Annotated in this window: 22 protein-coding genes; 16 read left to right on the top strand and 6 right to left on the bottom strand. The window is 71.5% G+C overall.

All coding sequences use genetic code 11. From position 1 onward, the window contains the following. Positions 1–11 precede the first annotated feature (11 nt). A complete protein-coding gene (locus tag HCK04_RS33895; RefSeq protein ID WP_142651435.1) occupies positions 12–1382 on the bottom strand; it encodes an aldehyde dehydrogenase family protein in 1371 nt (456 codons plus the stop codon). Continuing rightward, positions 1382–2476 (bottom strand): phenazine antibiotic biosynthesis protein, encoded by a 1095-nt coding sequence (locus HCK04_RS33890; RefSeq protein ID WP_142651434.1) that lies wholly within the window; start codon positions 2474–2476, stop codon positions 1382–1384. The genes HCK04_RS33895 and HCK04_RS33890 overlap by 1 nt, the downstream gene beginning before the upstream one ends. Positions 2477–2703: 227 nt before the next feature. On the opposite strand from HCK04_RS33890, the gene HCK04_RS33885 reads away from it, so the two are divergent. After that, positions 2704–4314 carry an ATP-binding cassette domain-containing protein gene (locus tag HCK04_RS33885; RefSeq protein ID WP_142651433.1) on the top strand — a complete coding sequence of 537 codons (1611 nt, stop codon included), beginning with the start codon at positions 2704–2706 and terminating at the stop codon, positions 4312–4314. Between the two features lie 66 nt (positions 4315–4380). On the opposite strand, the gene HCK04_RS33880 is transcribed toward HCK04_RS33885, so the two are convergent. The 3 genes from HCK04_RS33880 to HCK04_RS33870 all read right to left on the bottom strand — a co-directional run bounded on the left by HCK04_RS33880 (position 4381) and on the right by HCK04_RS33870 (position 7385). Further along, on the bottom strand, positions 4381–5268 hold the full coding sequence (locus HCK04_RS33880) for an SDR family NAD(P)-dependent oxidoreductase (RefSeq protein ID WP_142651432.1): 888 nt from the start codon (positions 5266–5268) through the stop codon (positions 4381–4383). A gap of 30 nt (positions 5269–5298) precedes the next feature. Then, positions 5299–6309, bottom strand: a complete 1011-nt coding sequence (locus tag HCK04_RS33875) for an alcohol dehydrogenase catalytic domain-containing protein (RefSeq protein WP_142651431.1) — start codon at positions 6307–6309, stop codon at positions 5299–5301. A gap of 170 nt (positions 6310–6479) precedes the next feature. Continuing rightward, the gene (locus HCK04_RS33870; protein ID WP_168066496.1) at positions 6480–7385 is read right to left on the bottom strand and encodes a helix-turn-helix transcriptional regulator; all 906 of its coding nucleotides are present in this window, start codon (positions 7383–7385) and stop codon (positions 6480–6482) included. Between the two features lie 154 nt (positions 7386–7539). Here HCK04_RS33870 and HCK04_RS33865 point away from each other — a divergent pair, with 154 nt between their 5' ends. The 4 genes from HCK04_RS33865 (at position 7540) to HCK04_RS33850 (ending at position 13008) form a co-directional block, all read left to right on the top strand. Next, positions 7540–8313, top strand: a complete 774-nt coding sequence (locus HCK04_RS33865; RefSeq protein WP_142651429.1) for an FxLYD domain-containing protein — start codon at positions 7540–7542, stop codon at positions 8311–8313. Positions 8314–8360: 47 nt separating this feature from the next. Beyond that, positions 8361–9461, top strand: a complete 1101-nt coding sequence (locus HCK04_RS33860) for a saccharopine dehydrogenase NADP-binding domain-containing protein (RefSeq protein ID WP_142651428.1) — start codon at positions 8361–8363, stop codon at positions 9459–9461. A 177-nt stretch (positions 9462–9638) separates the two neighbouring features. Next, positions 9639–11738 carry a hypothetical protein gene (locus tag HCK04_RS33855; protein WP_142651427.1) on the top strand — a complete coding sequence of 700 codons (2100 nt, stop codon included), beginning with the start codon at positions 9639–9641 and terminating at the stop codon, positions 11736–11738. Between the two features lie 103 nt (positions 11739–11841). After that, positions 11842–13008 carry a C40 family peptidase gene (locus HCK04_RS33850; protein ID WP_142651426.1) on the top strand — a complete coding sequence of 389 codons (1167 nt, stop codon included), beginning with the start codon at positions 11842–11844 and terminating at the stop codon, positions 13006–13008. A gap of 1 nt (position 13009) precedes the next feature. On the opposite strand, the gene HCK04_RS33845 is transcribed toward HCK04_RS33850, so the two are convergent. Continuing rightward, positions 13010–13513 carry an inorganic diphosphatase gene (locus HCK04_RS33845; protein WP_142651425.1) on the bottom strand — a complete coding sequence of 168 codons (504 nt, stop codon included), beginning with the start codon at positions 13511–13513 and terminating at the stop codon, positions 13010–13012. Positions 13514–13599: 86 nt separating this feature from the next. On the opposite strand from HCK04_RS33845, the gene dacB reads away from it, so the two are divergent. From dacB to HCK04_RS33790, 11 genes are all read left to right on the top strand, one after another. Continuing rightward, on the top strand, positions 13600–14985 hold the full coding sequence (gene dacB, locus HCK04_RS33840) for a D-alanyl-D-alanine carboxypeptidase/D-alanyl-D-alanine-endopeptidase (protein WP_260617505.1): 1386 nt from the start codon (positions 13600–13602) through the stop codon (positions 14983–14985). Positions 14986–15190: 205 nt separating this feature from the next. Continuing rightward, entirely contained in the window at positions 15191–16240 is a 1050-nt protein-coding gene (locus HCK04_RS33835; RefSeq protein WP_185949083.1) for a zinc-dependent metalloprotease, read from the top strand. 231 nt (positions 16241–16471) lie between these two features. After that, complete coding sequence (gene tilS, locus HCK04_RS33830; RefSeq protein ID WP_142651424.1) at positions 16472–17491, top strand: tRNA lysidine(34) synthetase TilS; 1020 nt, start codon at positions 16472–16474, stop codon at positions 17489–17491. Positions 17492–17503: 12 nt separating this feature from the next. After that, positions 17504–18061 (top strand): hypoxanthine phosphoribosyltransferase, encoded by a 558-nt coding sequence (gene hpt / locus HCK04_RS33825; RefSeq protein ID WP_221890016.1) that lies wholly within the window; start codon positions 17504–17506, stop codon positions 18059–18061. 269 nt (positions 18062–18330) lie between these two features. Continuing rightward, on the top strand, positions 18331–20337 hold the full coding sequence (gene ftsH, locus HCK04_RS33820) for an ATP-dependent zinc metalloprotease FtsH (RefSeq protein ID WP_142651423.1): 2007 nt from the start codon (positions 18331–18333) through the stop codon (positions 20335–20337). 3 nt (positions 20338–20340) lie between these two features. Beyond that, entirely contained in the window at positions 20341–20937 is a 597-nt protein-coding gene (folE, locus tag HCK04_RS33815; RefSeq protein ID WP_142651422.1) for a GTP cyclohydrolase I FolE, read from the top strand. Positions 20938–21011: 74 nt separating this feature from the next. Further along, positions 21012–21884, top strand: a complete 873-nt coding sequence (gene folP, locus HCK04_RS33810; RefSeq protein WP_142651421.1) for a dihydropteroate synthase — start codon at positions 21012–21014, stop codon at positions 21882–21884. Beyond that, on the top strand, positions 21865–22332 hold the full coding sequence (locus HCK04_RS33805; protein ID WP_240972074.1) for a nuclear transport factor 2 family protein: 468 nt from the start codon (positions 21865–21867) through the stop codon (positions 22330–22332). Before folP ends, HCK04_RS33805 begins: the two co-directional genes overlap by 20 nt. After that, on the top strand, positions 22329–22712 hold the full coding sequence (gene folB, locus HCK04_RS33800; RefSeq protein WP_142651420.1) for a dihydroneopterin aldolase: 384 nt from the start codon (positions 22329–22331) through the stop codon (positions 22710–22712). The genes HCK04_RS33805 and folB overlap by 4 nt, the downstream gene beginning before the upstream one ends. Next, positions 22709–23209 carry a 2-amino-4-hydroxy-6-hydroxymethyldihydropteridine diphosphokinase gene (folK, locus tag HCK04_RS33795; RefSeq protein ID WP_142651419.1) on the top strand — a complete coding sequence of 167 codons (501 nt, stop codon included), beginning with the start codon at positions 22709–22711 and terminating at the stop codon, positions 23207–23209. The genes folB and folK overlap by 4 nt, the downstream gene beginning before the upstream one ends. 16 nt (positions 23210–23225) lie before the next feature. Then, positions 23226–23675: a DUF3180 domain-containing protein gene (locus tag HCK04_RS33790; RefSeq protein ID WP_142651418.1), complete on the top strand. Its 450-nt coding sequence runs from the start codon at positions 23226–23228 to the stop codon at positions 23673–23675. Position 23676 lies beyond the last annotated feature (1 nt).

Here is a 23676-nt window from a genome sequence, read left to right as displayed (position 1 = left end):
CGCACAGCGCGCTAAGTGCGGATGACACCTTTTGTGCGCATGAGGAACTCGCCGAGGTAGGCGTCGTGCGGCACCCACGGCGGCATCAGATAGGTGGGGGTGTCCCCCAGGTAGACGTTCCTGATCGACGGATCCTCCACCAACCGGTCGACCAGCCCCTCGTCATCCGTGATCGCGGTCAGCACGAGCGTGTTCCTGAGCGGCTCGACGCCGTCCGCCCGGCTCCAGGGCGCGAACCACACGCAGGGGAACGCCAGCTCGATGCCCGTCTGGGGCGCATCTGGCCGGTTCACCCGGAAGACGGCCGGCCGCAGCGCCGCGCTGCCGTCGCCCAGGTCGTCCACCACGCCGTCGCCGCCGAGCACGGGCGTCGCGCCGTTCACGTGGTCGAGCAGGTATTTCTCGATCGCGTGCGCGTCCGCGACCGGCTGGACGGGCAGCACCGCGCCGTCGTCCTCCGGCGGCAGGCTCGGGATCGCCGCGAGCCGTTCCGCGACGGCCTCGGCCACCGGTGCGGGATCGCCCTCCACGAAGACGGCGGTCGCGTTCACGCAGGCCGTCCCGCCGAAGGCGCTGATCGACTCCACGATCGTCCCCAGATGGGACTCCCAGTCGCGTCCGGTGAGCAGGATCTTGGACCGTCCCGGGCCCTGAGGCAGCACCCTGACGTCGTTGCCGTACTTGTTCACGACCTCCTCGCCGCCGTACACCATGGCGAGGTCGGCGTCGCGGATGACGTCGTCGGCCACCGCGTAGTCGGTCGGCAGGAGCACCACCTGGTCGTCGCCGAACCCCGACTCGCGCAGCGCCGTGATCAGGCGGTGCGGGGTGAACGGCTCGCGCCGCGACGGCCGCACCGCGACCCGGTAGCCCAGCGCCAGGGCCTCCAGCCACAGCGTGTGCACGCCCGGGTGGTTGCCCGCGGCGTGTACGGCGAAGACGTCGCCGCGCCGGGTCCAGACCGCGTGGCCGTTGCGGGTGAGCGGGTCGCGCCAGTCGTCCACCGCGCCCTGCGGACGGGCGTACCGGGTGGTGCGGTACGCCTCGGCGGCGCGCCGCCCGATGCCCTCGGTCGCCGAACGGACCACGGTGATCGGCATCCCGGAGACGCGGCTGACGATGTGCTGGTATCTCTCCGCCGGGATGCCGTCCACCACGCCGGTCGCGAAGAGCCGTCCCGCGCGGGCGAGGGCCGCCGCCCGATCGTGGGCAGGCAGGGTGCGCGCCTCGCGCAGGGCCGCCATCGTCCGCTGCACGAACAGCCGCGGCACCAGGCTCAGCTCGGCGACCGGCGTCCCGGTCAGCTCGGTGATCGTCAACCGGCTGCGGCTGTGATAGGCCCCGCCCGCTCCAAGCGCGTCGAGCCGGATCAGCTCGTCCATCAGTACACCCCCTCGATGACCTGCTCGTTCTCGAAGGTGGGGAGCGGGCCGACGTCGGCGACGGAGTCGCCCAGCTGCCCCGGCGGCGCCGCCACGCGGGTGGCCAGGTCGCGTTCGAGGTTGTTGGGCAGCAGGAAGCTCTTGCTGACGTGGTGCATCACCACCTGGCCGCGGTCGCCGTATCGGACGGGCGCGCCGCTCTCCTGATCGATCACGGAAAACGTGATGTAGGGGGAGAAGGCGTCGAAGATGACGATGTCCTGCTCCGGCGGCACGATGCGCTCGCCCAGCCCGCCGAGGATCATCGTGCTGCCGTACGTGCCGTACAGCTTGACGTCCGGGAAGACCTCCGTGCGGAGCAGATAGTGGGTGTCGGGATCCATGTGCGCGCCACCCCAGCCGATCACGTCGATCTTCGCGTTGATCAGGTCGATGAGCGCGTTCCTGCGGGCCAGCCGGGTCAGCAGCGGCGGCGTGGTCACCAGGACCCGCACGTCCTGGGTCTCCAGGATGTGGGCGCACTGGTCGACCAGGTGCTCGGCGTAGCGCTCGGCCTCGTCGGCGCGGCCCTCGGCGATGCATCTCTTGACCCATCGGGGGTCCATGTCGACGGTGAAGGGGACGCCGCCCCGCCGCGCGGCCTGCCAGCGGACCAGCTCGCCGAAGACGTGCGGCCCGGTCGGCACGAGCGCCAGCCAGTGGCCGCTCTCGGGATAACCCTTCACCTGCAGATCCTTCTCGGTGTGGTGCATCAGCCGTTCCATCCAGTCGCGCAGCAGCACCACGCGCTTGGGCGGCCCGGTCGTGCCGCCGCTCTCGTACACGCCGATGACGTCCGCGTCCGGGCCGTACCCCCGGGGGATCAGGTCCTCCACCCGGACGCCGCGCAGCTCGTTGGCCACGTTGGGAAAGCGGCGCAGGTCCTCGAAGGTGCGCACGTCCTCGCGCGGGTCGAAGCCGAGCGTCTTCGCCCGTTCCAGCCAGTACGGCGAGCCGGTCTCGGGGCTGAAGTGCCATCGCATGGCGGCCTCGATGAACTCCGGGCCCTCCGGCACCTGGTCGAGCGGGCAGTCGAGGATCGGATTCGTTGACATATCCGGCCCCTTTGACTCGGAAATCCCCTGAAAAGCCAGGCTATTTCCGGACGATTCGCCACCAGGTCAAGGAACCCCGGCACTGCGGAAAAGACCGGGCGCCGGGCCACCAGGGGTGCGCCTCGCCCGCGTGCCGCCACTCAGCTCGAAGCCGCCGCCGAGGAATTGGGATGCCGATCGTGAACCCGGCAAGTAGCCTGCGCCAGGAGCGAGAAGGGAACGCCGCTGTGGGACACGTCGAGGTCGGGCATCTGACACATGTGCTGCCAGACGGCAGGACGCTCCTGAACGACGTGTCGTTCCGTGTGGGGGAGGGCGTCAAGGCGGCCCTGGTCGGGCCGAACGGCGCGGGCAAGACGACCCTGCTGCGGATGATCGCGGGCGATCTCCAGCCGGTCGAGGGCACGGTGGCCCATTCGGGCGGGCTCGGCGTGATGCGGCAGTTCGTCGGCAACATCCGGGACGGCCGCACGGTGCAGGACCTGCTGCTCAGCGTCGCGCCGCAACGGGTCAGGACGGCGGCCGAACGGCTCGACGCCGCCGAGCTGGCGATGATGGAGCGGGACGACGAGAAGACCCAGATGCGGTACGCCCAGGCGATCACCGACTACACCGACGCCGGGGGCTACGACATCGAGGTGCTCTGGGACGCCTGCACGATGGCCGCCCTCGGCACGCCGTACGACAGGGTGAAGTATCGCGAGGTCGCCACGCTGTCGGGCGGTGAGCAGAAGAGGCTGGTGCTGGAGGCCCTGCTGCGCGGGCCCGACCAGGTGCTGCTGCTCGACGAGCCCGACAACTACCTCGACGTGCCGGGCAAGGTGTGGCTGGAGACGGCGCTGCGCGAGACGCCCAAGACCGTGCTGCTGGTCTCCCACGACCGGCAGCTGCTCGCCAACGCCGCCGACCGGATCGTCACGGTCGAGTCCGGCAACGTCTGGATCCACGGCGGCGGCTTCGCGACGTACGCCGAGGCGCGGCGGGAGCGCAACGAGCGGCTCGACGAGCTGCGCAGGCGCTGGGACGAGGAGCACGCCAAGCTCAAGCGCCTGGTGGTCATGCTCAAGCAGAAGGCCACATACAACGACGGCATGGCCCCGGCCTACCACGCCGCGCAGACCCGGCTGCGCCGGTTCGAGGAGGCGGGGCCGCCGGAGCTCGCGCCGAAGGACCAGGTCATCAGCATGCGGCTGCGCGGCGGCCGTACGGGCAAACGAGCCGTGATCTGCGAGAGCCTGGAGCTGACCGGGCTGATGAAGCCCTTCGATCTGGAGGTCTGGTACGGCGAGCGGGTCGCCGTGCTGGGCTCGAACGGCTCGGGCAAGTCGCACTTCCTGCGGCTGCTGGCCGGGGAGGACGTGCGCCACACCGGCACGGTCAGGCTCGGCGCGCGGGTCGTCCCCGGGCACTTCGCCCAGACCCACGCCCGGCCCGAGCTGCTCGGCCGTACGCCCTGCGAGATCGTCATGACCGAGCACGCCCGGCTGAAGAACGAGGCGATGAAGGCCCTGGCCCGCTACGAGCTCGCCGGGCGGGTCGCCGAGCAGCGGTTCGAGACGCTGTCGGGCGGTCAGCAGGCCCGCCTGCAGATCCTGCTGCTCGAACTGTCGGGCGCGACGCTGCTGCTGCTCGACGAGCCGACCGACAACCTCGACCTCGCCAGCGCCGAGGCCCTGCAACAGGGCCTGGACGCTTTCGAGGGCACGGTGCTGGCGGTGACGCACGACCGCTGGTTCGCGGCCGATTTCGACCGCTATATGGTCTTCGGCTCCGACGGGCGGGTGTACGAGTCGCCCGAGCCGGTCTGGGACGAGACGCGCGTGGTCCGCCCCCGATAGCCGAGCCGGAGAAGGTCAGGCGCCGGAGAAGATCAGGCGCCGGAGAAGGTCAGGCGCGGAAGAAGATCAGACAGGGTGCAGCAGGTCCGCCAGCCCGATGCGGGTGAGGAAACGGGCGCGGACGCGGTCGGCGACCTCGCTCACCTCGGCCGACCCGTCGTCCACCGGATCCACGTGCACCCGGAAGGGCCGCGTGCCGTGCGGGGTGTCCACGACCTGGACGACGGCGTCGGCGACCAGTGAGGCGTCGGCGCCGGGCGGCTGCAGCGCGGCCAGCCGCTCGCCCACCTGCTCCATGAGCGCGCCGTACCGCTCGTCGTAGGCCGCGATCACCGCCTGCTCGGCCGGGTGTCCGGCGTTGGCGAAGTGGTTGGTGCCCGAGGTGAACGCGCCGGGGACGACGATCGTGGTCTCGATGCCGAAGCGGGCCAGCTCGGCCGCGTACGACACCGCCAAGGCGTCGGCCGCGGCCTTGGCGGCGAAGTACGGCGCGAGGTAGGGCGGGGTGCCGCCCCTGGTGGAGCTGGAGCCGATCCACAGCAGCAGGCCGTGCCCCCGCTCGCGCATGTGCGGCAGGACCGCCCGGTTGAGCCGCTGGCTGCCCAGCACGTTCGTGTCGTAGACGGCGGCGAGCTCCTCGGGGGTGAACGCCTCGGTGGGGCCGAGCACCATGTGGCCGGCGTTGTGGACGACCACGTCGATGGCGCCCGCCTCGGCCAGGACGGTCGCGACCGCGGCGTCCACCGACTCCTGCGAGAGCACGTCCAGCTCGACCGTACGGAGGTCGACGCCGTGCTCCTTGGCGAATTCGGCCGCCTCGGCGACGCGAGGGGCGTTGCGCCCGGTGGTGGCGCGCATGGCGGCGTACACGGTGTGCCCGGCGCGGGCCAGGGCGCGCGCGGACAGCGCGCCGAAGCCGGAGCTCGCACCGGTGATCAGAATGGTCTTGCTCATCGGTGTTCCTTGGAGTCAGGCGAACACGAGTCAGGCGAACGTGATGACGCGGCGGCCGCCGCCGGACCCGCTGCCCATGGCGTCGAGAGCCTCCGGGGCTCCGTCGAGGCCGATCGGCGTGACCGCGGGCAGGATGCCGTGCCGGGCGGAGAAGGCCAGCGTGTCGCGCAGATCGTGGGGCGATCCGGACGGGGACGCCATGACGTGCAGCCGGTTGAGCACCATCGGCTGGGCGCTGAGGGTGAGCGGCGTGTTGTCGTAGCCGCAGAGCACCAGCGTGCCGTCCGGGGCGAGCCCGGTGAGGACGGCGGAGGCGGCCTCGTTGGAGGGGGCGGCGTTCAGGATGACGTCCGCGCCGCCGCCCCACGCCTTGAGTGCGGCGGCGGGGTCGGTGTCGCGGCTCGCCACGTACGTCTCCGCGCCGAGCTCCTTGGCGGCCGCCTCGCCCTCGGCCGAGCGGCCGATCACGGCGACCCGGGCGCCCATCGCGACGGCGTACCGGACGGCGAGGGCGCCGATGCCGCCGGCGCCGATGACCGCCACCCGGGAGTTCGCCGTGGCACCGGCCCGGCGCAGGCCGTTGAACGCGGTGAGGCCCGCGCACATCAGCGGCGCCGCGGCCACCGGGTCGAGCCCGGCCGGGAGCGGGGTCACATATCCGCTCTTGAACAGGCCGTATTCGGCGTAGCCGCCGTCGTTCGTGATGCCGGTGATGCGCTTGGCCGGGCAGAGGATCTGGTCGCCGGACACGCAGTAGTCACAGTGACCACAGGAGTCGTACAGGAACTGGGCCCCGACCGCGTCGCCCACGGACAGTCCGGTGACGCCGCTGCCGAGCGCCGCGACCGTGCCGGTGATCTCGTGGCCGGGAACGACCGGGAAGCGGGCGAACGGGTAGTGCCCGCGAAGCAGGTTGAGGTCGGTGAAACACAGGCCGCAGGCGGTGACCCTGATCAGGACCTCGCCCGGGCCCGGCTCCGGGATCTCACGTTCGACCAGGGACAACGGGGCGCCGGCCCCGGTGGCGAGTGCTGCACGCATGGTTTCCTCCGTCTGTCGCGGCCGACGCCCCCGCGCCGCCTTGACCAGCGTGCTGTGCCTGCTCCGGGACAGCCAGGGGTGCTCAACCCCAGCCTCGACACGACCCCGGCTTCCCCCGGCCTCGACCCCGGCCTCGACCACTGGCCTCAATCCGAGCCTCGGCCCCAGCCTCAATCCCGGCCTCTGACCAGCCCGAACGCCGGCCCGGGCGTGTCGCGCCAGACGTCGGCGGGGTCGAGCTCGTGCAGCCTCGGCACGACACCGGCGTCGTCGGGGACGAACCAGAGCAGCCGCTGGGCGGCGTCGGCGGTGACGATGCTGTTGCACGTCACCTTGAGGGTCCCGAGCACCGGATTCACCACGCGCTTGTACTCCTCGTGGCGCACCTTGACCTCGTGCGCCCGCCACAGCCCGGCGAACTCCTCGCTGACGTCCAGCAGGTGGCCGACCAGCGCGCGGCTGACGGCGTCCGCCGGGCCACGACGCGCGACCGCGGCGCGCAGATCGGAGACGAGCAGCCGGGAGTGGTAGTCGTGGTCGTCCGCGGGATAGAGGTCGCGGGTGGCCGGGTCGGTGAACCAGTGATAGAGGAAGCTGGCCCTGATCCCGGTCGGCCCCGCCTGCGGGCCGACGAGGACCTGCGCGGCGTGGTTCTGCACTACCACCTCGTGGATGTCGGTGATCACCATGGCGGGGGTGTCGTCGAGCCGCATCATGAGCTGCTGTAGCGCCGCCTGCATCTGCACGGGCTCCGCCCCGAACGGCGCCGGATGGCCCGTCAGGTGGAACAGGTGGGCGGTCTCGTCCGGGGCCAGGCGCAGCGCGCGGGCCAGGGCGCACAGGACCGGCTCGGACGGGGTCTGGCCGCGCCCCTGCTCCAGCTCGGTGTAGTAGTCGGCGGACAGGCTCGCCAGCTCCGCCACCTCGTCCCTGCGCAGGCCGGGCACCCGTCGCCGGCTGCCGCCCGGCAGGCCGACGGCCTCCGGACGAAGCCGGTCTCTGCGCGACCTCAGGAACGACCCCAGCTCCCCGAGATCCACCGTGTCCTCCTCCCTCCGGTATGTCCCCGTCTCCATACTTCCGCCTTCCGGGAAAAGAGGCATGGCCGGGCGAGACAGGCGTGGTCCGCCCGCGATAGACGGCCGGTAAAGATAGCGGCGGGAGTGCGCGTGTCCCGGAGGTGGCGTCCCATTCAGCGGTTATGACGGCTAAGTGACGCGACGTTGCCACATGACCGTCGCACTCGCCCTCGCCGCATTGGCGATGGCGTCGTGCGCGAGGGAGAACAAGCAGGAGGGCCCGCGACCGCTGGCCCTCAAGGAGCAGGTGTCCTCGATCGTACGCTCGGGGGCCGGATATGCGGTGACCTGGGCGGGGGTGCTGAGCAACCCCAACCGCTGGCACTTCGGGGAGAACGCCGTCGCCGTGATCACGGCCGTGGACGCCGCCGGCAAGGAGGTCGTCCACCTGGAGCAGCCGCTGGACGCCGTGCCGCCCGGCCGCCCGCTGGCCTTCAGCGGTCAGGCCCCGAGCTCCGCCCAGCCGGTCCGCGTGAAGATCGACTATCGCCCCGCCTCGTGGCGGTCCATCCCGCGCGCCCCGTCGGCGTTCCTCAAGTTCCCGATCTCGGACGTCCGCACCGACAAGCTGACGAACGGGTCCTATCTCGTCACCGGCTACGTGGTGAACCCGTTCCGCAAGCCCGCCGCCGCCCTCGCCGTCACGGCCCTGCTGCGTGACGCGGCGGGCAAGCTCGTCGGCGGGGCCACGTCCTACGTGGACGACGTGCGGCCGGGGGGCAAGCGCAGGTTCGTCATCACCGTGGATGGCGTGCGCGGAACGGCCGGCGCGACCGACGTGCAGGCCACGACCTGGGGCTCGACCGCCAAGACATACGAGGACCTGGCGCAGGCGGGAGCCGTCTCGCTGCACACGATCCCGCCGACGACGGAGCCGTTCGACAAGGACCGTGGATATCCGCCGCCCAACGACCGGCGCCAGTGAGCGGCCCACTGACGATCTTGACAGGACGGGCGGGTTACCGTAGCGGGATGGCCACCCCGAGGATCGTGCTGTTCGGAGCCACCGGCTTCACCGGCAGGCTCACCGCCGAGGCGCTCGCCGCGCGCGGGGCCAGGCCGCTGCTGGCCGGCCGGGACCAGACGCGGCTCGCCGCCCTCGCCGACGCGCTGGGTGGGGGACTGCCCATCGCGATCGCCGACGTGGGCCGCCCCGAGTCCGTACGCAGGATCGTCAGCCCGGGTGACGTGCTGATCTCGACCGTCGGCCCGTTCGTCCGGTGGGGGGAGGCCGCGGTCGCCGCCGCGACCGAGGCGGGCGCGGTCTACCTCGACACCGCCGGAGAGCCCACGTTCGTCAAGCGGATCTTCCAGCGGTACGGCCCCGCCGCGGCGGCCCGGGGCGCGGCCCTGGTCACCGCCTTCGGGTACGACTACGTGCCCGGCAACCTCGCCGCGTCTCTGGCCCTGCGCAAGGCCGGATCGGGAGCCGTCCGCGTGGACGTCGGCTACTTCGTGGAGGGCAGCGGCACGGCGCGGCGTGCCAGCGCCGGCACGCGCGCCTCCGCGCTGGGAATGGTCCTCGAACCGATGTACGGCTTCCGCGAGGGCCGGATCGTCCCCGAGTATGGCCGCACCCGCAAGTTCCTGGTGGACGGCCGTGTGCGGCACGGCCTGGCCATCGGGGCCTCCGAGCACTTCACGCTGCCGCCCGCTCATCCCGGCCTGCGCGAGGTGAACGTCTATCTCGGCTGGCTGGGTGGGCTCACCAGGGTCGCGGGCGTGCTGGCCAAGGCCACGCCCGTCATCGCCGCGCTGCCGGGGGTCCGGCGGGCGACCGACGCGCTGGCCGATCGGGTGCTCCGTACGGGCGGGAGCGCGGCGCCTGCGGCGGTGGGCGTGTCATCGCACATCGTGGCCGAGGCGTACGACGCGGCAGGCCGCCGCCTGGCCGCCGTCCATCTGGCGGGCGGCGATCCGTACGAGTTCACGGCCGGTGTGCTGGCGTGGGCGGCGACGACGGCGCTGGCCGAGGGGGTGCACGGCACCGGCGCCCTGGGCCCGGTGGACGCCTTCGGCCTCGACGCGCTCACCCGCGGCTGCGCCGAGGCGGGCATGGTTGTGCGGGAGTGACAGACGCCCGTACGGCGTCTTGTGCCATGGGCCGGATTTTTCGCGATTAGTCGTGAAATAAAACGGCGAACTCCAGCAAATTAACGGGATAGCGGAGTGTAAAAGCTGACGATGTAGGAGCGCCACTTCGCAAGAATGGGTGGAGCGGGGAGTTACTGAGCATTTACTCTCAGTTATATGAATGATGGCGTCCTGGTCGAGGCGTTGCAGGCCCGGGATCCGGGAGCGCTGGCCGCCCTTTATGACACATATGCGGGCAATCTCTACCGATATTGCCGCACCTTGCTGGCCGGGCCCGACGCCGCCCAGGTCGCGTTGCGCGACACGCTGATCGCCGCGGAGGCCCTTGTCGGCTCGCTGGCCGACCCGGACAGGTTCCGTCCCTGGCTGTACGCCCTGGCCCGCGGCGAGTGCATGCGCCGCCGTACGCCGGACGCGGAGGAGGACGGCCCCGACACCGGGCCGATCCCCATCGTGACCGTGCCCTTCCCCGGCGTCACCGCCGAGGGGGCCGAGGCCGACCTGCGCCTGGTCGCGAGCAGCGCCGTGGGCGCGCTGTCGGTCGAAGACCGGGAGGTGCTCGAACTCGTGACCCGGCACGGTCTGGCGGGCCGGGACCTGGCCGCCGTGCTCGGCGCCGGCGAGCGGTACGCCGAGGGGCTCCTCGACGCGGCCACCGAACGCCTGCGCGAGACGGTGACCGTCGAGCTGCTGGCCCGGCGTGCCACCCACGACTGCGCGCGGGCCTCCGCCATCCTCGCGGGGTTCACGGGAGAGCTCACCCCGCAGACGCGGGCCCAGCTCCTGCGGCATCTGGCGCGGTGCGAGACCTGCGCGCGCCAGCGCGTCCGGCAGATCTCCCCGGCCAAGGTGTTCGGCCTGCTCCCGCAGATCGCCCTGCCCGAGACCCTGCGGGTGCGGGTGCTCAGCAGCTTCATCGACCCCGAGCTCGTCCCCTATCGGCGGTACGTCGCCAAGCGCGTCGGCAGGCTCAACGCCGCGGGCTTCCCGAGAGCCGGCCGTCGCGAGGGCAGGCTGGCGCAGGCGGTGGCGGGGGCCGTGGCCGCACTGGCGGCGGTGGCGACGATCGCGCTCGTGTTCGCCCAGTTCGCCGGTGACCTGCGCGAGCAGGCCGCCGACACGATCGGCCCGCTCCGGCTTCCCCCGATGGAGGCGTCGGCCGGCCCGTCCGGTGCCGCCTCTCCCGAGGGGTCGCCGGGCGAGGCCGACGAGACCGGCGGGACCGGGGCCGACGGGACCGGCGGGGCCGACGGGACCGAGGCAGACGGGGCCGACGAGGGCTCGCCTGTGCCTTCGGTCTCCCCGGGTCTGGCCGAGCCGGTCGCGCCCGTACCTCCCGCGCGGCCGGTCGCCCTGCCGCGCCCGGCGCCGCTGCCCGCCCCTGTGCCGCCCTCGGCCAACCGGCCGCACCGGCCCGCGCCGCACGGGCAGCCGTCCGCGCATCCCGCGACGTCGTCCTCGCAGGGCTCGGGCGTCTCGCCGTCCGGCCCGACGCCCGAGCCCACCATCACGCCCGTCACCCCCGTCACCCCCGGCACTCCGGGCACCGGCCCGACCCCTGGCGGCTCGGGTTGGCCCGGTTCCGGTTGGCCGGGCTCTGGTGGGCACGGCCCCGGCGGACCCCGCCCGGGGTGGCCGCCCAGGGGCGGACCACCTCCCGCGCACTGGCCCGGACACCGCCCGCCCTGGCATGACCACCAGCATCATCCCCGTACGCCCATAAATTGGCCGCCGACGTCCGTGCCCTCCCGCAAGCTCTCCGCTCACCACCGCGGGCCCTCCTCCGTACCGCCGTGGCGGATCGGACACGGCGGCCGGCCAGTGGCGCACGCGGCCGGAGCCGGTGCGCAGGGCTTCCCGGCCGGAAGGCCACGGAACCCCGCGAGCGTGAAGGCACCGGCCGCCGCAGGTGGCGCGAAGACGCCAGGCGGCGGAAAAGCACCGGGTGGCGCGAAGACGCCGGGCGGCGGTAAGGCACAAGCCGCCGGAGGCGGCACAAAGACGCCGAGCGGCGGGAAGACGCCGCGCGTCAGGCAGGACGGCTCGCCGCGGTCCAAGCCCCGTGGCCCCGTCCGGGGCGGCTCGCACCGCGACGGTCCGGCTCCCGCTCGCCCCGGCCGGGACGGCGGCTCCCCGCCGGCTCTGCCCGGAGGCGCCCGGGACGGCGGCTCCGAACGCGCGACGGAGCGGCGTGACGCCTCCAGCATCCCAGGGACGGGAGGGCCCGGAGGACCCCGAAAGGCTTTCCCCGCCTAAACGGGACGATCTACCGCATAGGTTGATTACTGGGCGTAACTTAAATGTGTACGGAGAGTAGTCGCCGGGAAGTGAGGGGAGTGGAGCAGGGAAGGGGAAGGAATTGCCACTCCTCAGAGCATCGGGGCTGGTCGCCGGGCTCGGGTCAAGTCTCGTCCTGACCTTCGGAGCACCGGCGGGAGCCGATCCGAAACCGTCGGCGAAGGACGTCGCCAAGGCGCGGCAGCAGGTGCAGGAGCGCGCGAAGGAACTGGGCAAGGCAGAGGCCGATCTCGCCGCCGCGCAGGCCCGCCGTGAGGCGCTGAACACCGAGGCCGAGCGGCTCGTGGAGGCGTACAACGGGCAGCTCGTCCAGCTTGAGCAGGCGCAGGCCACATACGAGCAGTCGGCGCGGCGGGTCCGCCAGGCGGCCGACCAGGTCGCGCGGCTGCGCGGAGAGGTGGCGGCGAGGGTGGCCGAGGGGTACGGCACGCTGCGGCTGTCACCATCCGCCGCGGCCATGCTCGGCGGCATCGGCGACGTGAACGGCTTCCTGCGAAGAGCCAGCGTGCTGACGCAGCTCGGCGACGAGCAGGCCGCTTCGCTGCAACGGCTGAAAGACGCGCAACAGGTCTTCGAGATCCTCCGAGAACAGGCGGCCCGTGCCTACTCCGAGCAGTCGCAGAGCGCCGAAGAGGTGCGACAGGCGAGGGACGCGGCACAGCGGGCCGTCGAAGAACAGCTCGAACAGACCAAGAAGATCGAGCAGGAGAAAGCGGAGATCTCCAAGCGCCTGGAAGCCGCGCGCGACCGCGTCGACGAGCTGAAAGAGGCGAGGGCCAAGGCCCGGCACGTGGCGCGGCGGACGGCGCTCCCCGCACGCAGAAGTCTGAAACCGCCGGCCTGGGCCGGGCGGCTCGGGTCGGGACCCGGCGAGATGGCCGCCCAATGGGCGCTCAAACAGATCGGCAAGCCGTATGTGTGGGCCGCCGCAGGCCCGTCCGGGTTCGACTGCTCGGGGCTGACGATGCGGGCCTGGCAGCGGGCCGGGGTCTCACTCGATCACTGGACCGGCACGCAGTGGACGTCGGGACGGCACGTCCCGCTCAAGGATCTGCGCACCGGAGACCTCATCTTCTACGGCCGGTTGAGCAAGAATCCCGGCGACATCCATCATGTGGGCATCTACATCGGGCGCGGCATGATGGTCCACGCCCCCCAGACGGGGGACGTGGTGCGCATCTCGCCCATCTGGCGCCACGATCTGGTCGGCGCCACCAGGCCCGGCTGACCTAGTGCTCCTCGTCGTGGTGCTCGGTCTCCTGGAAGCGCTGGATGCTGGCGACGATCTCGGCCTCGGCCTCGGTGCGGCCCACCCAGTTGGCGCCCTCGACCGACTTGCCGGGCTCCAGGTCCTTGTAGACCTCGAAGAAGTGCTGGATCTCCAGCCGGTCGAACTCCGCGACGTGGTGGATGTCACGGATGTGCTCCATCCGGGGATCGGTCGCGGGAACGCACAGGACCTTGTCGTCGCCGCCCTTCTCATCGGTCATCCGGAACATTCCGACAGCGCGGCAGCGGATCAGGCAACCCGGGAAAGTCGGCTCCTGGAGCAGGACCAGCGCGTCGAGCGGGTCTCCGTCCTCACCGAGGGTGTTCTCGATGAACCCGTAGTCGGCGGGGTACTGGGTAGACGTGAAAAGCAGGCGGTCCAGACGTATGCGGCCGGTCTTGTGGTCAACCTCGTACTTGTTCCGTTGTCCCTTGGGGATCTCAACGACAACGTCGAACTCCACTCGTTCCTCCGCATGAGTCCCCGGTCTCCCGGGCTGGCGTTAATGTCTCGTAGGCGTGGTCAAGGTCGGCGCGAAATGAGGGCGTTGTGGTGCGACGTGAGCGGTGGATGGTGGTGGCCACCCTCGCCCTGCTGCAGATCTTCGTCGTCCTCGCGGGCACTTATTGGATCACCCATGACGCCGACAGGACCCCGGCTCCGGTCGCGTCCCCGAAGCCGACCCCGATCCCCCTGGTGACCGCGGGTCCGGTTCTGGCCGCGGCGGGGGACGGGGCTCTCCCCGCCAAGGGTACTTTGACCACCCGGCTCACCGCTGCGATGGGTGACCCCGCCCTCGGCGGCAGCGTGGCCGGGATCGTGCTCGACGTCGCGACGGGAACGCCGATCTTCGACGGCCGCTCGGGCACCGCCATCACCCCGGCCTCGACCACCAAGCTCGTCACCGGGCTGACGGTGCTGGCCACGGTGGGACCGGACGCCCGCCTGGCCACCCGGGTCGTACGGGGGGCCTCCGCGGGGTCGATCGTCCTGGTCGGCGGCGGCGACCCGACCCTCGCCGGTCCGCGTACGAGCGCCGCCGAGCAGGAGAAGACCTACCCGCGCCCGGCGTCGCTCGCCCGGCTGGCGTCGAGCACGGCCAAGGCCCTCAAGGCGGCCAAGGTCACCTCGGTTGACCTGTCGTACGACGCGTCCCTGTTCAACGGGCCGCGGACGGCGCCGGGCTGGAAGCCGACGTACATCCCGGAGGGCAGCGTCGCCCCGGTGTCCGCGCTCATGATGGACGAGGGCCGGGCCGCCAACGGCGCCCGCTATCCGGACCCGGCCCAGGCCACCGCCGACGCGTTCGCCACGCTGCTCAGGAAGAACGGCATCAAGGTGGGCAAGGATGTCGACTCCGCGAAGGCGGCGCCCACCGCGCAGGAGCTGGCCCGGGTGGAGTCCGGCCCGATCTACGCGCTCGTCGAGCGGATGCTCACCCACAGCGACAACGACCTCGCCGAGGCGCTCGCCCGTCAGGCCGCCATCAAGGAGGGCCTCCCGCACACCTTCCAGGGCGTGCCCACGGCGGTCGGGCGCGTGCTCACCCGCCTCGGCGTGGGCGGCGGTGTGGAGGTCCACGACGGCAGCGGGCTGTCCACCAGGAACAGGATCACGCCGACGGCCCTCGCCCACATCCTGTCCGTGGCGGCGTCCCCCGCCCATCCGGAGCTGCATTCGCTGATCAGCGGCCTGCCGGTCGCGCATTTCACCGGAACTCTCCACGATCGATATTCGAAGTCCGATACGAAGGCCGGCGCCGGATTGGTGCGCGCGAAGACGGGCACTTTGAACGGGGTGAACACCCTGGCGGGCATCGCGTACACATCAGAGGGCCGGTTGCTGACCTTCGCGTTCATGGCCGACCAAGTGGCCAACCCCCCGGAGGCGATCACCGCCCTCGACAAAATGGCCACGATCGTCTCCCAGAGCTAGCAACTGTGTTGGATTGCACTCGCTCCGCTCGCGCGGCTCGGGGCGCTTCCAGGCCGTGGGGTCGTGCCGGAGGCGCGCAGTGGGCGCTTCCCTCGGTGCGTGCTCGCTCGTTCCTCGCTGCGCGCGCTCCTCAGTCCAGAACACGGCCGCGCCCCTCACGCGCCTGCATGCGCGGTGAGAAGTCGGAGAACGTACGGTGGTGGGTATGCAGGTGATCGACTGGGATCTGGCCGTCGCGACCGGGGTCCGCCTTGTGCGGCCCGGCCCTCAGGTGAGCCGCGAGGAGGCCAGGCAGGCGGTCCTCGAACTGCGGAGGCTGTCGCGGGACGCCGAGGGGCACGTGCGGGAGTTCACCCGCATCGACTCGGCGACGCCCGAGGCGGCGACCGTGGTCGACCGTCCCGGGTGGATCCGTGCGAACGTGGACGGTTTCCGGGTGGTGCTGGAGCCGCTGACGCAGAAGATGTCGAACATGCCGGCGGTCGTCGGCGCGGTCGGCTCGCGTATCACCGGGCTGGAGGTCGGCGCGGTGCTGGCCTTCCTCGCCTCCCGGGTGCTCGGGCAGTATGAGCTGTTCCTCCCGCCCGACCCCTCGGGCAACGCCCCGACCGGCCGCCTGACGCTGGTGGCGCCCAACATCGTGCACGCCGAGCGCGAGCTGGGCGTCGATCCCCGTGACTTCCGCCTGTGGGTGTGCCTCCATGAGGAGACCCACCGGGTGCAGTTCACCGGCGTCCCCTGGCTGCGGGAGTACGTCCGCGGTCAGATGACCGAGTTCCTCCTCGCGTCCGAGATGGACCTGACGACCCTGCTGGAGCGCCTGCGCGCCGCCTCCGACGCGGTCGCCGACGCCTTCCGGGGTGGTGAGGGCAACCTGATCGAGGCCATCCAGACGCCCGAGCAGAAGGCCGTGCTCGACCGTGTGACCGCCGTGATGACGCTGGTGGAGGGGCACGGCGACTACGTCATGGACGCGGTGGGCCCGTCCGTCGTGCCGTCGGTCGCCGAGATCCGCGCCAAGTTCCAGCGCCGCCGCGAGGGCGGCTCGCGCTTCGACCAGCTCGTACGCCGTCTGCTCGGCATCGAGCTGAAGATGAAGCAGTATGCCGAGGGCTCCCACTTCGTCCGCACCGTCGTGGACGAGGCCGGCATGGAGTCGTTCAACAAGGTCTGGACCTCGCCGGAGACCCTGCCCGACCGCGAGGAGATCACCGACCCGCACGCCTGGATGTCCCGCGTCCTGACCACCGCCTGAGGCGGATCAACCCGGCGCGCGCCCGGGGCGGCCCGGCCCGGCCCGGCCTGACCATCGCCTGATCGCGCCTGCCCGGCCCCACCTGACCACCGCCTGGGGCCGGATTCACCCGGCGCGCGCCCGGGGCGGACCCACCCGGCTCCGCCTGACCATCGCCTGATCGCGCCCGCTCATCCGTTCCCGCCGGACGGGCGTTTCCCCATGCCCGCCCGGGGCGGCCAGAATGGCCGCATGGGCCCGCATCCCGCCGTCGCCGACGTCCGCCGCGCCGTACGGCTGTCGCTCGCGGATCTCGCCGCCTCCCGGGAGTCGCGGAAGTCGCGGGAGCCGTCCGGTGCGCTCGTCCTGGTGGCCTGCAGCGGCGGCGCCGACTCGCTGGCGCTGGCGGCGGCCGCCGGCTTCGCGGCCCCGCGCCTCGGCCTGCGCGCCGGGCTGCTCACCGTCGACCACGGCCTGCAGGAGGGCTCGGCCGGCCGGGCCCGTGACGTCGTACGGCTCGCGCCCACGCTCGGCCTCGGCCCGGCCGAGGTGCTGACCGTCACGGTCGGCACGGCAGGAGGCCCGGAGGCCGCGGCGCGCGACGCCCGCTACGCCGCGCTGTCCGAGGCGGCCGACCGGCTGGGCGCCGCCGCGGTCCTGCTCGGCCACACGCGCGACGACCAGGCGGAGACCGTGCTGCTGCGGCTGGCCCGAGGCAGCGGCACGCGGTCGCTGTCCGGCATGGCGGAGGTCTCGGGGATCTACCGGCGGCCCCTGCTGGGGCTCGGCCGGGCGCGCACCAGGCAGGCGTGCGACGCGCTCGGCCTGCGCCCGTGGGACGACCCTCACAACGACGATCCGGCGTACACCAGGGTGCGGGTGCGGCACGACGCCCTCCCGGCGCTGGAGGCGGCGCTGGGGCCGGGGATCGCCGAGGCGCTGGCCCGTACGGCCCGGCTGTGCAGGGACGACGCCGACGCCCTGGACGCGTGGGCGGACGCCGTCCACACGAAGTCGCGGGGCCCGGCGGGGGAGCTGGACGTCTCCGTGCTGGCGGACGTGCCGGGGGCGGTGCGGCGGCGGGTCATCCAGCGGGCGGCCGTGGAGGCCGGTGCGAACGCCGCCGCGCTCGCGGCCGTGCACATCGAGGCGGTCGAGCGGCTGGTGACCGGCTGGCACGGGCAGAAGGGGGTGGACCTACCCGGGGGGGTGGGGGTGGTCAGGCGCTATGGCACCCTTGTGTTCGCCGTGGACAAACTCTCGCTCGCGTAAGGAAAACCCCAGGTGGACGCAGCAGACATGGGCAGGGATCTCTCCAAAGTCCTCATCTCGGAGCAGGAGCTGCAGGAGAAGATCAGGGAACTGGCGGGGCAGATCGACGCCGACTACGCCGGCAATGAACTGTTGATCGTCGGCGTGCTCAAGGGCGCGGTCATGGTCATGGCCGATCTCGCCCGCGCGCTGCATGTGCCCGTGCAGATGGACTGGATGGCCGTTTCCTCGTACGGCGCGGGGACCGTGTCGTCCGGTGTTGTGCGGGTGCTGAAGGACCTCGACACCGACATCGCCGGTCGGCACGTGCTCGTGGTCGAGGACATCATCGATTCCGGCTTGACTCTCTCGTGGTTGATGAACAACCTGAAGTCGCGTAACCCGGCGTCCGTGGAGATCTGCACGCTGCTGCGCAAGCCGGACGCGGTGAAGGTCGAGTTGGACGTCCGTTACGTCGGTTTTGACATCCCCAACGAGTTCGTCATCGGGTATGGGCTCGATTACGCCGAGCGGTATCGCAACCTGCCGTTCATCGGGACTCTTGCGCCTCATGTGTACGGAGGGGAGTAAGCCCTTAGCGAAGTGACCCTCGAATCAGGCGTTATTGGGCGCCAGGTCGGGGAACACGGGCTTGGCTGACGTACGTTGGAAAGGCAAAGCCGGAGCCGCTCGGGCAGTTACCCGACGCGGCTGCCGGGTGTACCTTCGGATATCCGTGGGAGGGGCCGGTCGGCCGCCCCGCGGTAGCCAGAAGGAGCGGTAAGGGATGCCGCGACCCCGGGGTTTCCCGGGGCAGGCCTTGGTCAGGAAGGGACGGGCCCGCCGGGGTTCCGCAACGGATGGATCTCAAGCGATTTACACGTGGCCCACTGCTGTGGATCCTGGGCATCGTATTGCTTCTCCTGCTCGTCACCACGATGTTCGGGGGCGGCGGCAACTACACCACCGCCGACACTTCGACGGTCGTCCAGCAGATCCAGCAGGGCAATGTCAAGAGCGCGACCGTGGTCGACAAGGACCAGCGCGTCGAGCTGACGCTCAACCGGCCCATCGAGGTCGGGAACAAGTCGACCGACCGCATCCAGGCGCTGTGGGTCGAGGGTCAGGGCGTCCAGCTCACGCAGGCGCTCGAGCAGGCCAAGCCCCCCCAGGGCTGGACCGTCGACGTGGCGAAGGAGAACTTCCTCGTCAGCCTGCTCGTCAGCTTCCTGCCGATCATCATCATCGTCCTGATCTTCCTGTTCATCATGAACCAGATGCAGGGCGGCGGCTCCCGGGTGATGAACTTCGGGAAGTCGCGAGCGAAGCTGATCACCAAGGACACCCCGAAGACGACCTTCGCCGACGTCGCGGGGGCCGACGAGGCCATCGAGGAGCTCCAGGAGATCAAGGAGTTCCTCCAGGCCCCGGCCAAGTTCCAGGCGATCGGCGCCAAGATCCCCAAGGGCGTGCTGCTGTACGGCCCGCCCGGCACCGGCAAGACCCTGCTCGCCCGCGCCGTCGCGGGTGAGGCGGGCGTGCCGTTCTACTCGATCTCCGGTTCCGACTTCGTCGAGATGTTCGTCGGCGTCGGCGCCTCCCGCGTCCGCGACCTGTTCGAGCAGGCCAAGGCGAACGCCCCGGCGATCATCTTCATCGACGAGATCGACGCCGTCGGCCGGCACCGCGGCGCGGGCCTCGGCGGCGGCCACGACGAGCGCGAGCAGACCCTCAACCAGCTCCTCGTCGAGATGGACGGCTTCGACGTCAAGGGCGGCGTGATCCTCATCGCCGCGACCAACCGCCCCGACATCCTCGACCCCGCGCTGCTGCGCCCCGGCCGCTTCGACCGGCAGGTCGTCATCGACCGGCCCGACCTGGAGGGCCGCAAGGGCATCCTGCGCGTCCACGGCCGCGGCAAGCCGTTCGCGCAGGACGTCGACCTCGACGTGATCGCCCGCAGGACGCCCGGCTTCACCGGCGCCGACCTCGCGAACGTGATCAACGAGGCGGCCCTGCTGACCGCCCGGCAGGACCAGAAGCTCATCACGATGAACACGCTCGAAGAGTCGATCGACCGCGTGATGGCCGGTCCCGAGCGCAAGTCCCGGGTCATGTCGGACCAGGAGAAGAAGATCATCGCCTACCACGAGGGCGGCCACGCCCTGGTGGCGCACGCGCTGCCCAACTCCGACCCGGTCCACAAGATCACGATCCTGTCCCGAGGCCGCGCGCTCGGTTACACGATGACGCTGCCGATGGAGGACAAGTTCCTCGCGACCCGGTCCGAGATGATGGACCAGCTCGCCATGCTGCTCGGCGGCCGCACCGCGGAGGAGCTCGTCTTCCACGAGCCCACCACCGGCGCGTCCAACGACATCGAGAAGGCGACCTCGATCGCCCGCCGCATGGTCACCGAATACGGCATGAGCGAGCGGCTCGGCGCCCGCAAGTTCGGCAGCGGCAACGGTGAGGTCTTCCTCGGCCGTGAGATGGGCCACGAGCGCGACTACTCCGAGCAGATCGCCTCGGCGATCGACGAGGAGGTCCGCCGCCTCATCGAGAGCGCGCACGACCAGGCGTGGGAGATCCTGGTCCAATACCGCGACGTGCTCGACAACCTCGTGCTCGAACTGATGGAGAAGGAGACGCTCTCCCGCGAGCAGGTCCTCGAGATCTTCTCGCCGGTCGTGCAGAAGGAGAAGCGTCCCTCGTACGCCGGCTACGGCAAGCGTCTGCCGTCCGACCGTCCTCCGGTCATCACGCCCAAGGAGCGCGCGAACGGCAACGGCTCGGCGCTGCCCGCGGGCGGGAGCAGCTCCACTCCGTGGGTCAACGACCAGTCGACGCAGCGGGACGAGGCCTGATCCATGGCCGAACCCATGGCGGGGCCGCCCTCCGGCTTCGACCACGACCGGATCGAGAAGGCGGTCCGGGAGATCCTGTTCGCGATCGGGGAGGACCCCGATCGCGACGGGCTCCGGGACACCCCGGCCCGCGTGGCCCGCGCGTTCGCCGAGCAGTTCGCCGGCCTGGGCCAGCGGCCCGAAGACGCGCTGACCACGATGTTCGACGCGGACCACGACGAGATGGTGCTCGTCAAGGACATCGAGGTGATGTCCACCTGCGAGCACCATCTGCTCCCGTTCCACGGCGTGGCCCACATCGGCTACACCCCCAACGAGAAGGGGCGCATCACCGGCCTGTCCAAGCTGGCCAGGCTGGTGGACGTCTACGCCCGCAGGCCGCAGGTGCAGGAGCGGATGACCTCCCAGATCGCCGACGGCCTGATGCAGGTGCTCGAGCCGCGCGGCGTGATCGTCGTCATCGAGGCCGAGCACATGTGCATGACCATGCGCGGCGTGCGCAAGCCCGGCGCCAAGACGATCACGTCGGCCGTCCGGGGTGACTTCCGTTCCAGCGAGGCGACCAGGGCCGAGGCCATGTCGCTGATCCTGCGCGGCTGAGCGCGGACGACGGCCGATTGGGACACCGCTCCTGCCCGGCAGGCAACGAGTCCCGGGGCACTAGTCTTGACCCCATGACCGCAGCAAGTGTGCCCGGTATGCCCGACTCTGGGCGCTGTCTGGTCATGGGCGTGGTCAATGTCACCCCCGACTCGTTCTCGGACGGCGGGCAGTGGTTCGACCCCGACGTGGCGATCAGGCACGGCCTCGACCTGGTGGCCGAGGGCGCCGACATCGTCGACGTGGGCGGGGAGTCCACCCGCCCGGGCGCGGCGCGGGTGTCCCTCGAAGAGGAGCTGCGCCGCGTCGAGCCGGTGATCCGCGCGCTCACCGAGGAGGGCGTGACGGTCAGCGTCGACACCATGCGCGCGGAGGTGGCCGAGGCGGCCGTCGCGGCGGGGGCGAAGCTCGTCAACGACGTGAGCGGCGGGCTGGCCGACCCGGTGATGCCCCGGGTGGTGGCCGCGACCGGCGTGCCGTACGTCGTGATGCACTGGCGTGGGCACAGCCGCGACATGGACAGCCGGGCCATCTACGGCGACGTCGTGACCGAGGTGGCGGAGGAGCTGCGCAAGCGGGTCGACTCCGTGCTGGCCGAGGGCGTGCGGGAGGAGCAGATCGTGCTCGACCCCGGCCTCGGGTTCTCCAAGAACGCCGAGCACAACTGGGCGCTGCTGGCCGGCATCGGCGAGCTGAACGGCCTCGGCCGCCCGTTGCTGATCGGGGCGTCGAGGAAGCGCTTCCTCGGCCGCCTGCTGGCGGGGCCGGACGGCGAGCCCCGGCCGTTCGACGGCAGCGACGACGCCACACTCGCCGTCACCGCGCTCGCGGCGCAGGCCGGCGCGTGGTGCGTCCGGGTGCACCGGGTGCGGCCGAACGCCGACGCGGTGCGGGTGGCCGCCGCGTGGGGGGCAGCAGCCGTACGACATGCCGACGAGGGCCGGTGACGAGATGCCGACAGGGACGCCGATGAAGGACATCGAGGAGCTCAACGAGGCGTTCTACAACGCCATCGAGAGCGGCGACCTCGACAGGATGTCGGAGATCTGGATCGAGGACGTCCCGGGGCGACCTGCCATGTGCGTCCACCCCGGCTGGCCCATGCTGACCGGGCGGTCGGAGGTGCTGCGCTCCTGGGCGCTCATCATGGCGAACACGCCGTACATCCAGTTCGTGCTGACCGACGTGCAGACGGCCGTGATCGGGGACGTCGCCGTGATCACCTGCGCGGAGAACATCCTCACGGCCGCCGACACCGACGAGCCGGGCTTCGCGGCGGGCCGGGTCGTCGCCTCCAGCACCTATGTGCGCACCGGGACCGGCTGGCGGCTGTGGCTCTACCACGGCTCACCGGTGCTGCAGAGCGACGACGACGAGGAGGACCAGGAGCAGTGACGGCGCGGGCGGCGACCGGTCGGGACACCGTGCGGCTGGTGGGCCTGCGGGCCCGCGGCAGGCACGGCTGCCTGCCCGCGGAGCGCGAGCTGGGCCAGGAGTTCGTGATCGACGTGGCCCTGTCGTTCGACACCGCTCCGGCGGCGGCGGCCGACGACCTCACGCTCACCGTGGACTACGGGGCGCTGGCGACGGAGCTCGTCCGCATCGTGGAGGGCGAGCCGGTCAACCTCATCGAAACCCTCGCAGAGCGGCTGGCGGCGGCCTGCCTGGCCCACGAACTGGTCGAGGAGGTAGAGGTCAGCGTGCACAAACCGGCGGCGCCCATCCCGCTGCCGTTCGGCGACGTGGTGGTGACGATCAGAAGGGGCCGCGCATGAGGGTCGTGATCGCGCTCGGCAGCAACCTCGGCCGCCGTATGGAAAACCTCCAGGGAGCCGTCGACTCGCTGTTCGACGCCCCCGGGCTCACGTGCGTGGCGGTGTCGCCGGTCTACGAGACCGATCCGGTCGGCGGCCCCGAGCAGGGTCCCTACCTCAACGCGGTCGTCGTCGCCGAGAGCCTGCTCGACCCCCGTACGCTGCTCGACCGCGCGCACAGCGTGGAGAACGCGTTCGGCCGCGAGCGCAGGGAGCGGTGGGGCCCGCGCACGCTCGACGTGGACCTCATCACGGTCGGCGACCTCACGTCGGACGACCCCGAGCTCACGCTCCCGCACCCTCGGGCGCACGAGCGGGCGTTCGTGCTGGTTCCGTGGGCACAGGCCGATCCGGCGGCGGTGCTGCCCGGACGCGGGCCGGTGGCGAACCTGCTGGCCGGCACGGACCAGAGCGGGGTGCGGCCGCGGCCCGACCTCGTGCTCGAACCCCCGGCCTGAGACGAGGAGACCCCGATTGAAGCCCACCAACCCCGGCGTGCTCGTCGGTCTCGTGCTCGTGTTCGGTCTGCTCACCTGGGGACTGCTGCTGCGGTTCTACTCCACGGTGCCGACCCTGCCGTGGACCGCGATCCCCACCACGCTGCTGCTGGCCATCGGTGAGGCGTACACGGGGTGGCTGACCCGGGCTCGGATCCTGCGCCGCCCGAACACCAAGCCCGTCGAGCCGCTGGCCGTCGCCCGCCTGGCGGCGCTGGCCAAGGCCACGGCGTACGCCGGAGCGGCGTTCGGCGGCATCTTCGCCGGGTTCGTGGTGCACGTGCTCGAACTGCTCGACCTCGATCAGCCTCGCCAGGACGCGCTCGTCGGCGGCGGGTCGTTCGTGGCCTGCGTGATCCTGATCTGCGCGGCGCTGTTCCTCGAACACTGCTGCCGGGTGCCCGGCGAGCCCTCCGGGGAAGCGTAAC

The organism is Microbispora sp. CL1-1, from assembly GCF_012034195.1.
Taxonomy (GTDB): Bacteria; Actinomycetota; Actinomycetes; order Streptosporangiales; family Streptosporangiaceae; genus Microbispora.
Note: the sequence above shows the minus strand (reverse complement) of the source record. Positions and strands in the feature narration are given on the sequence as shown.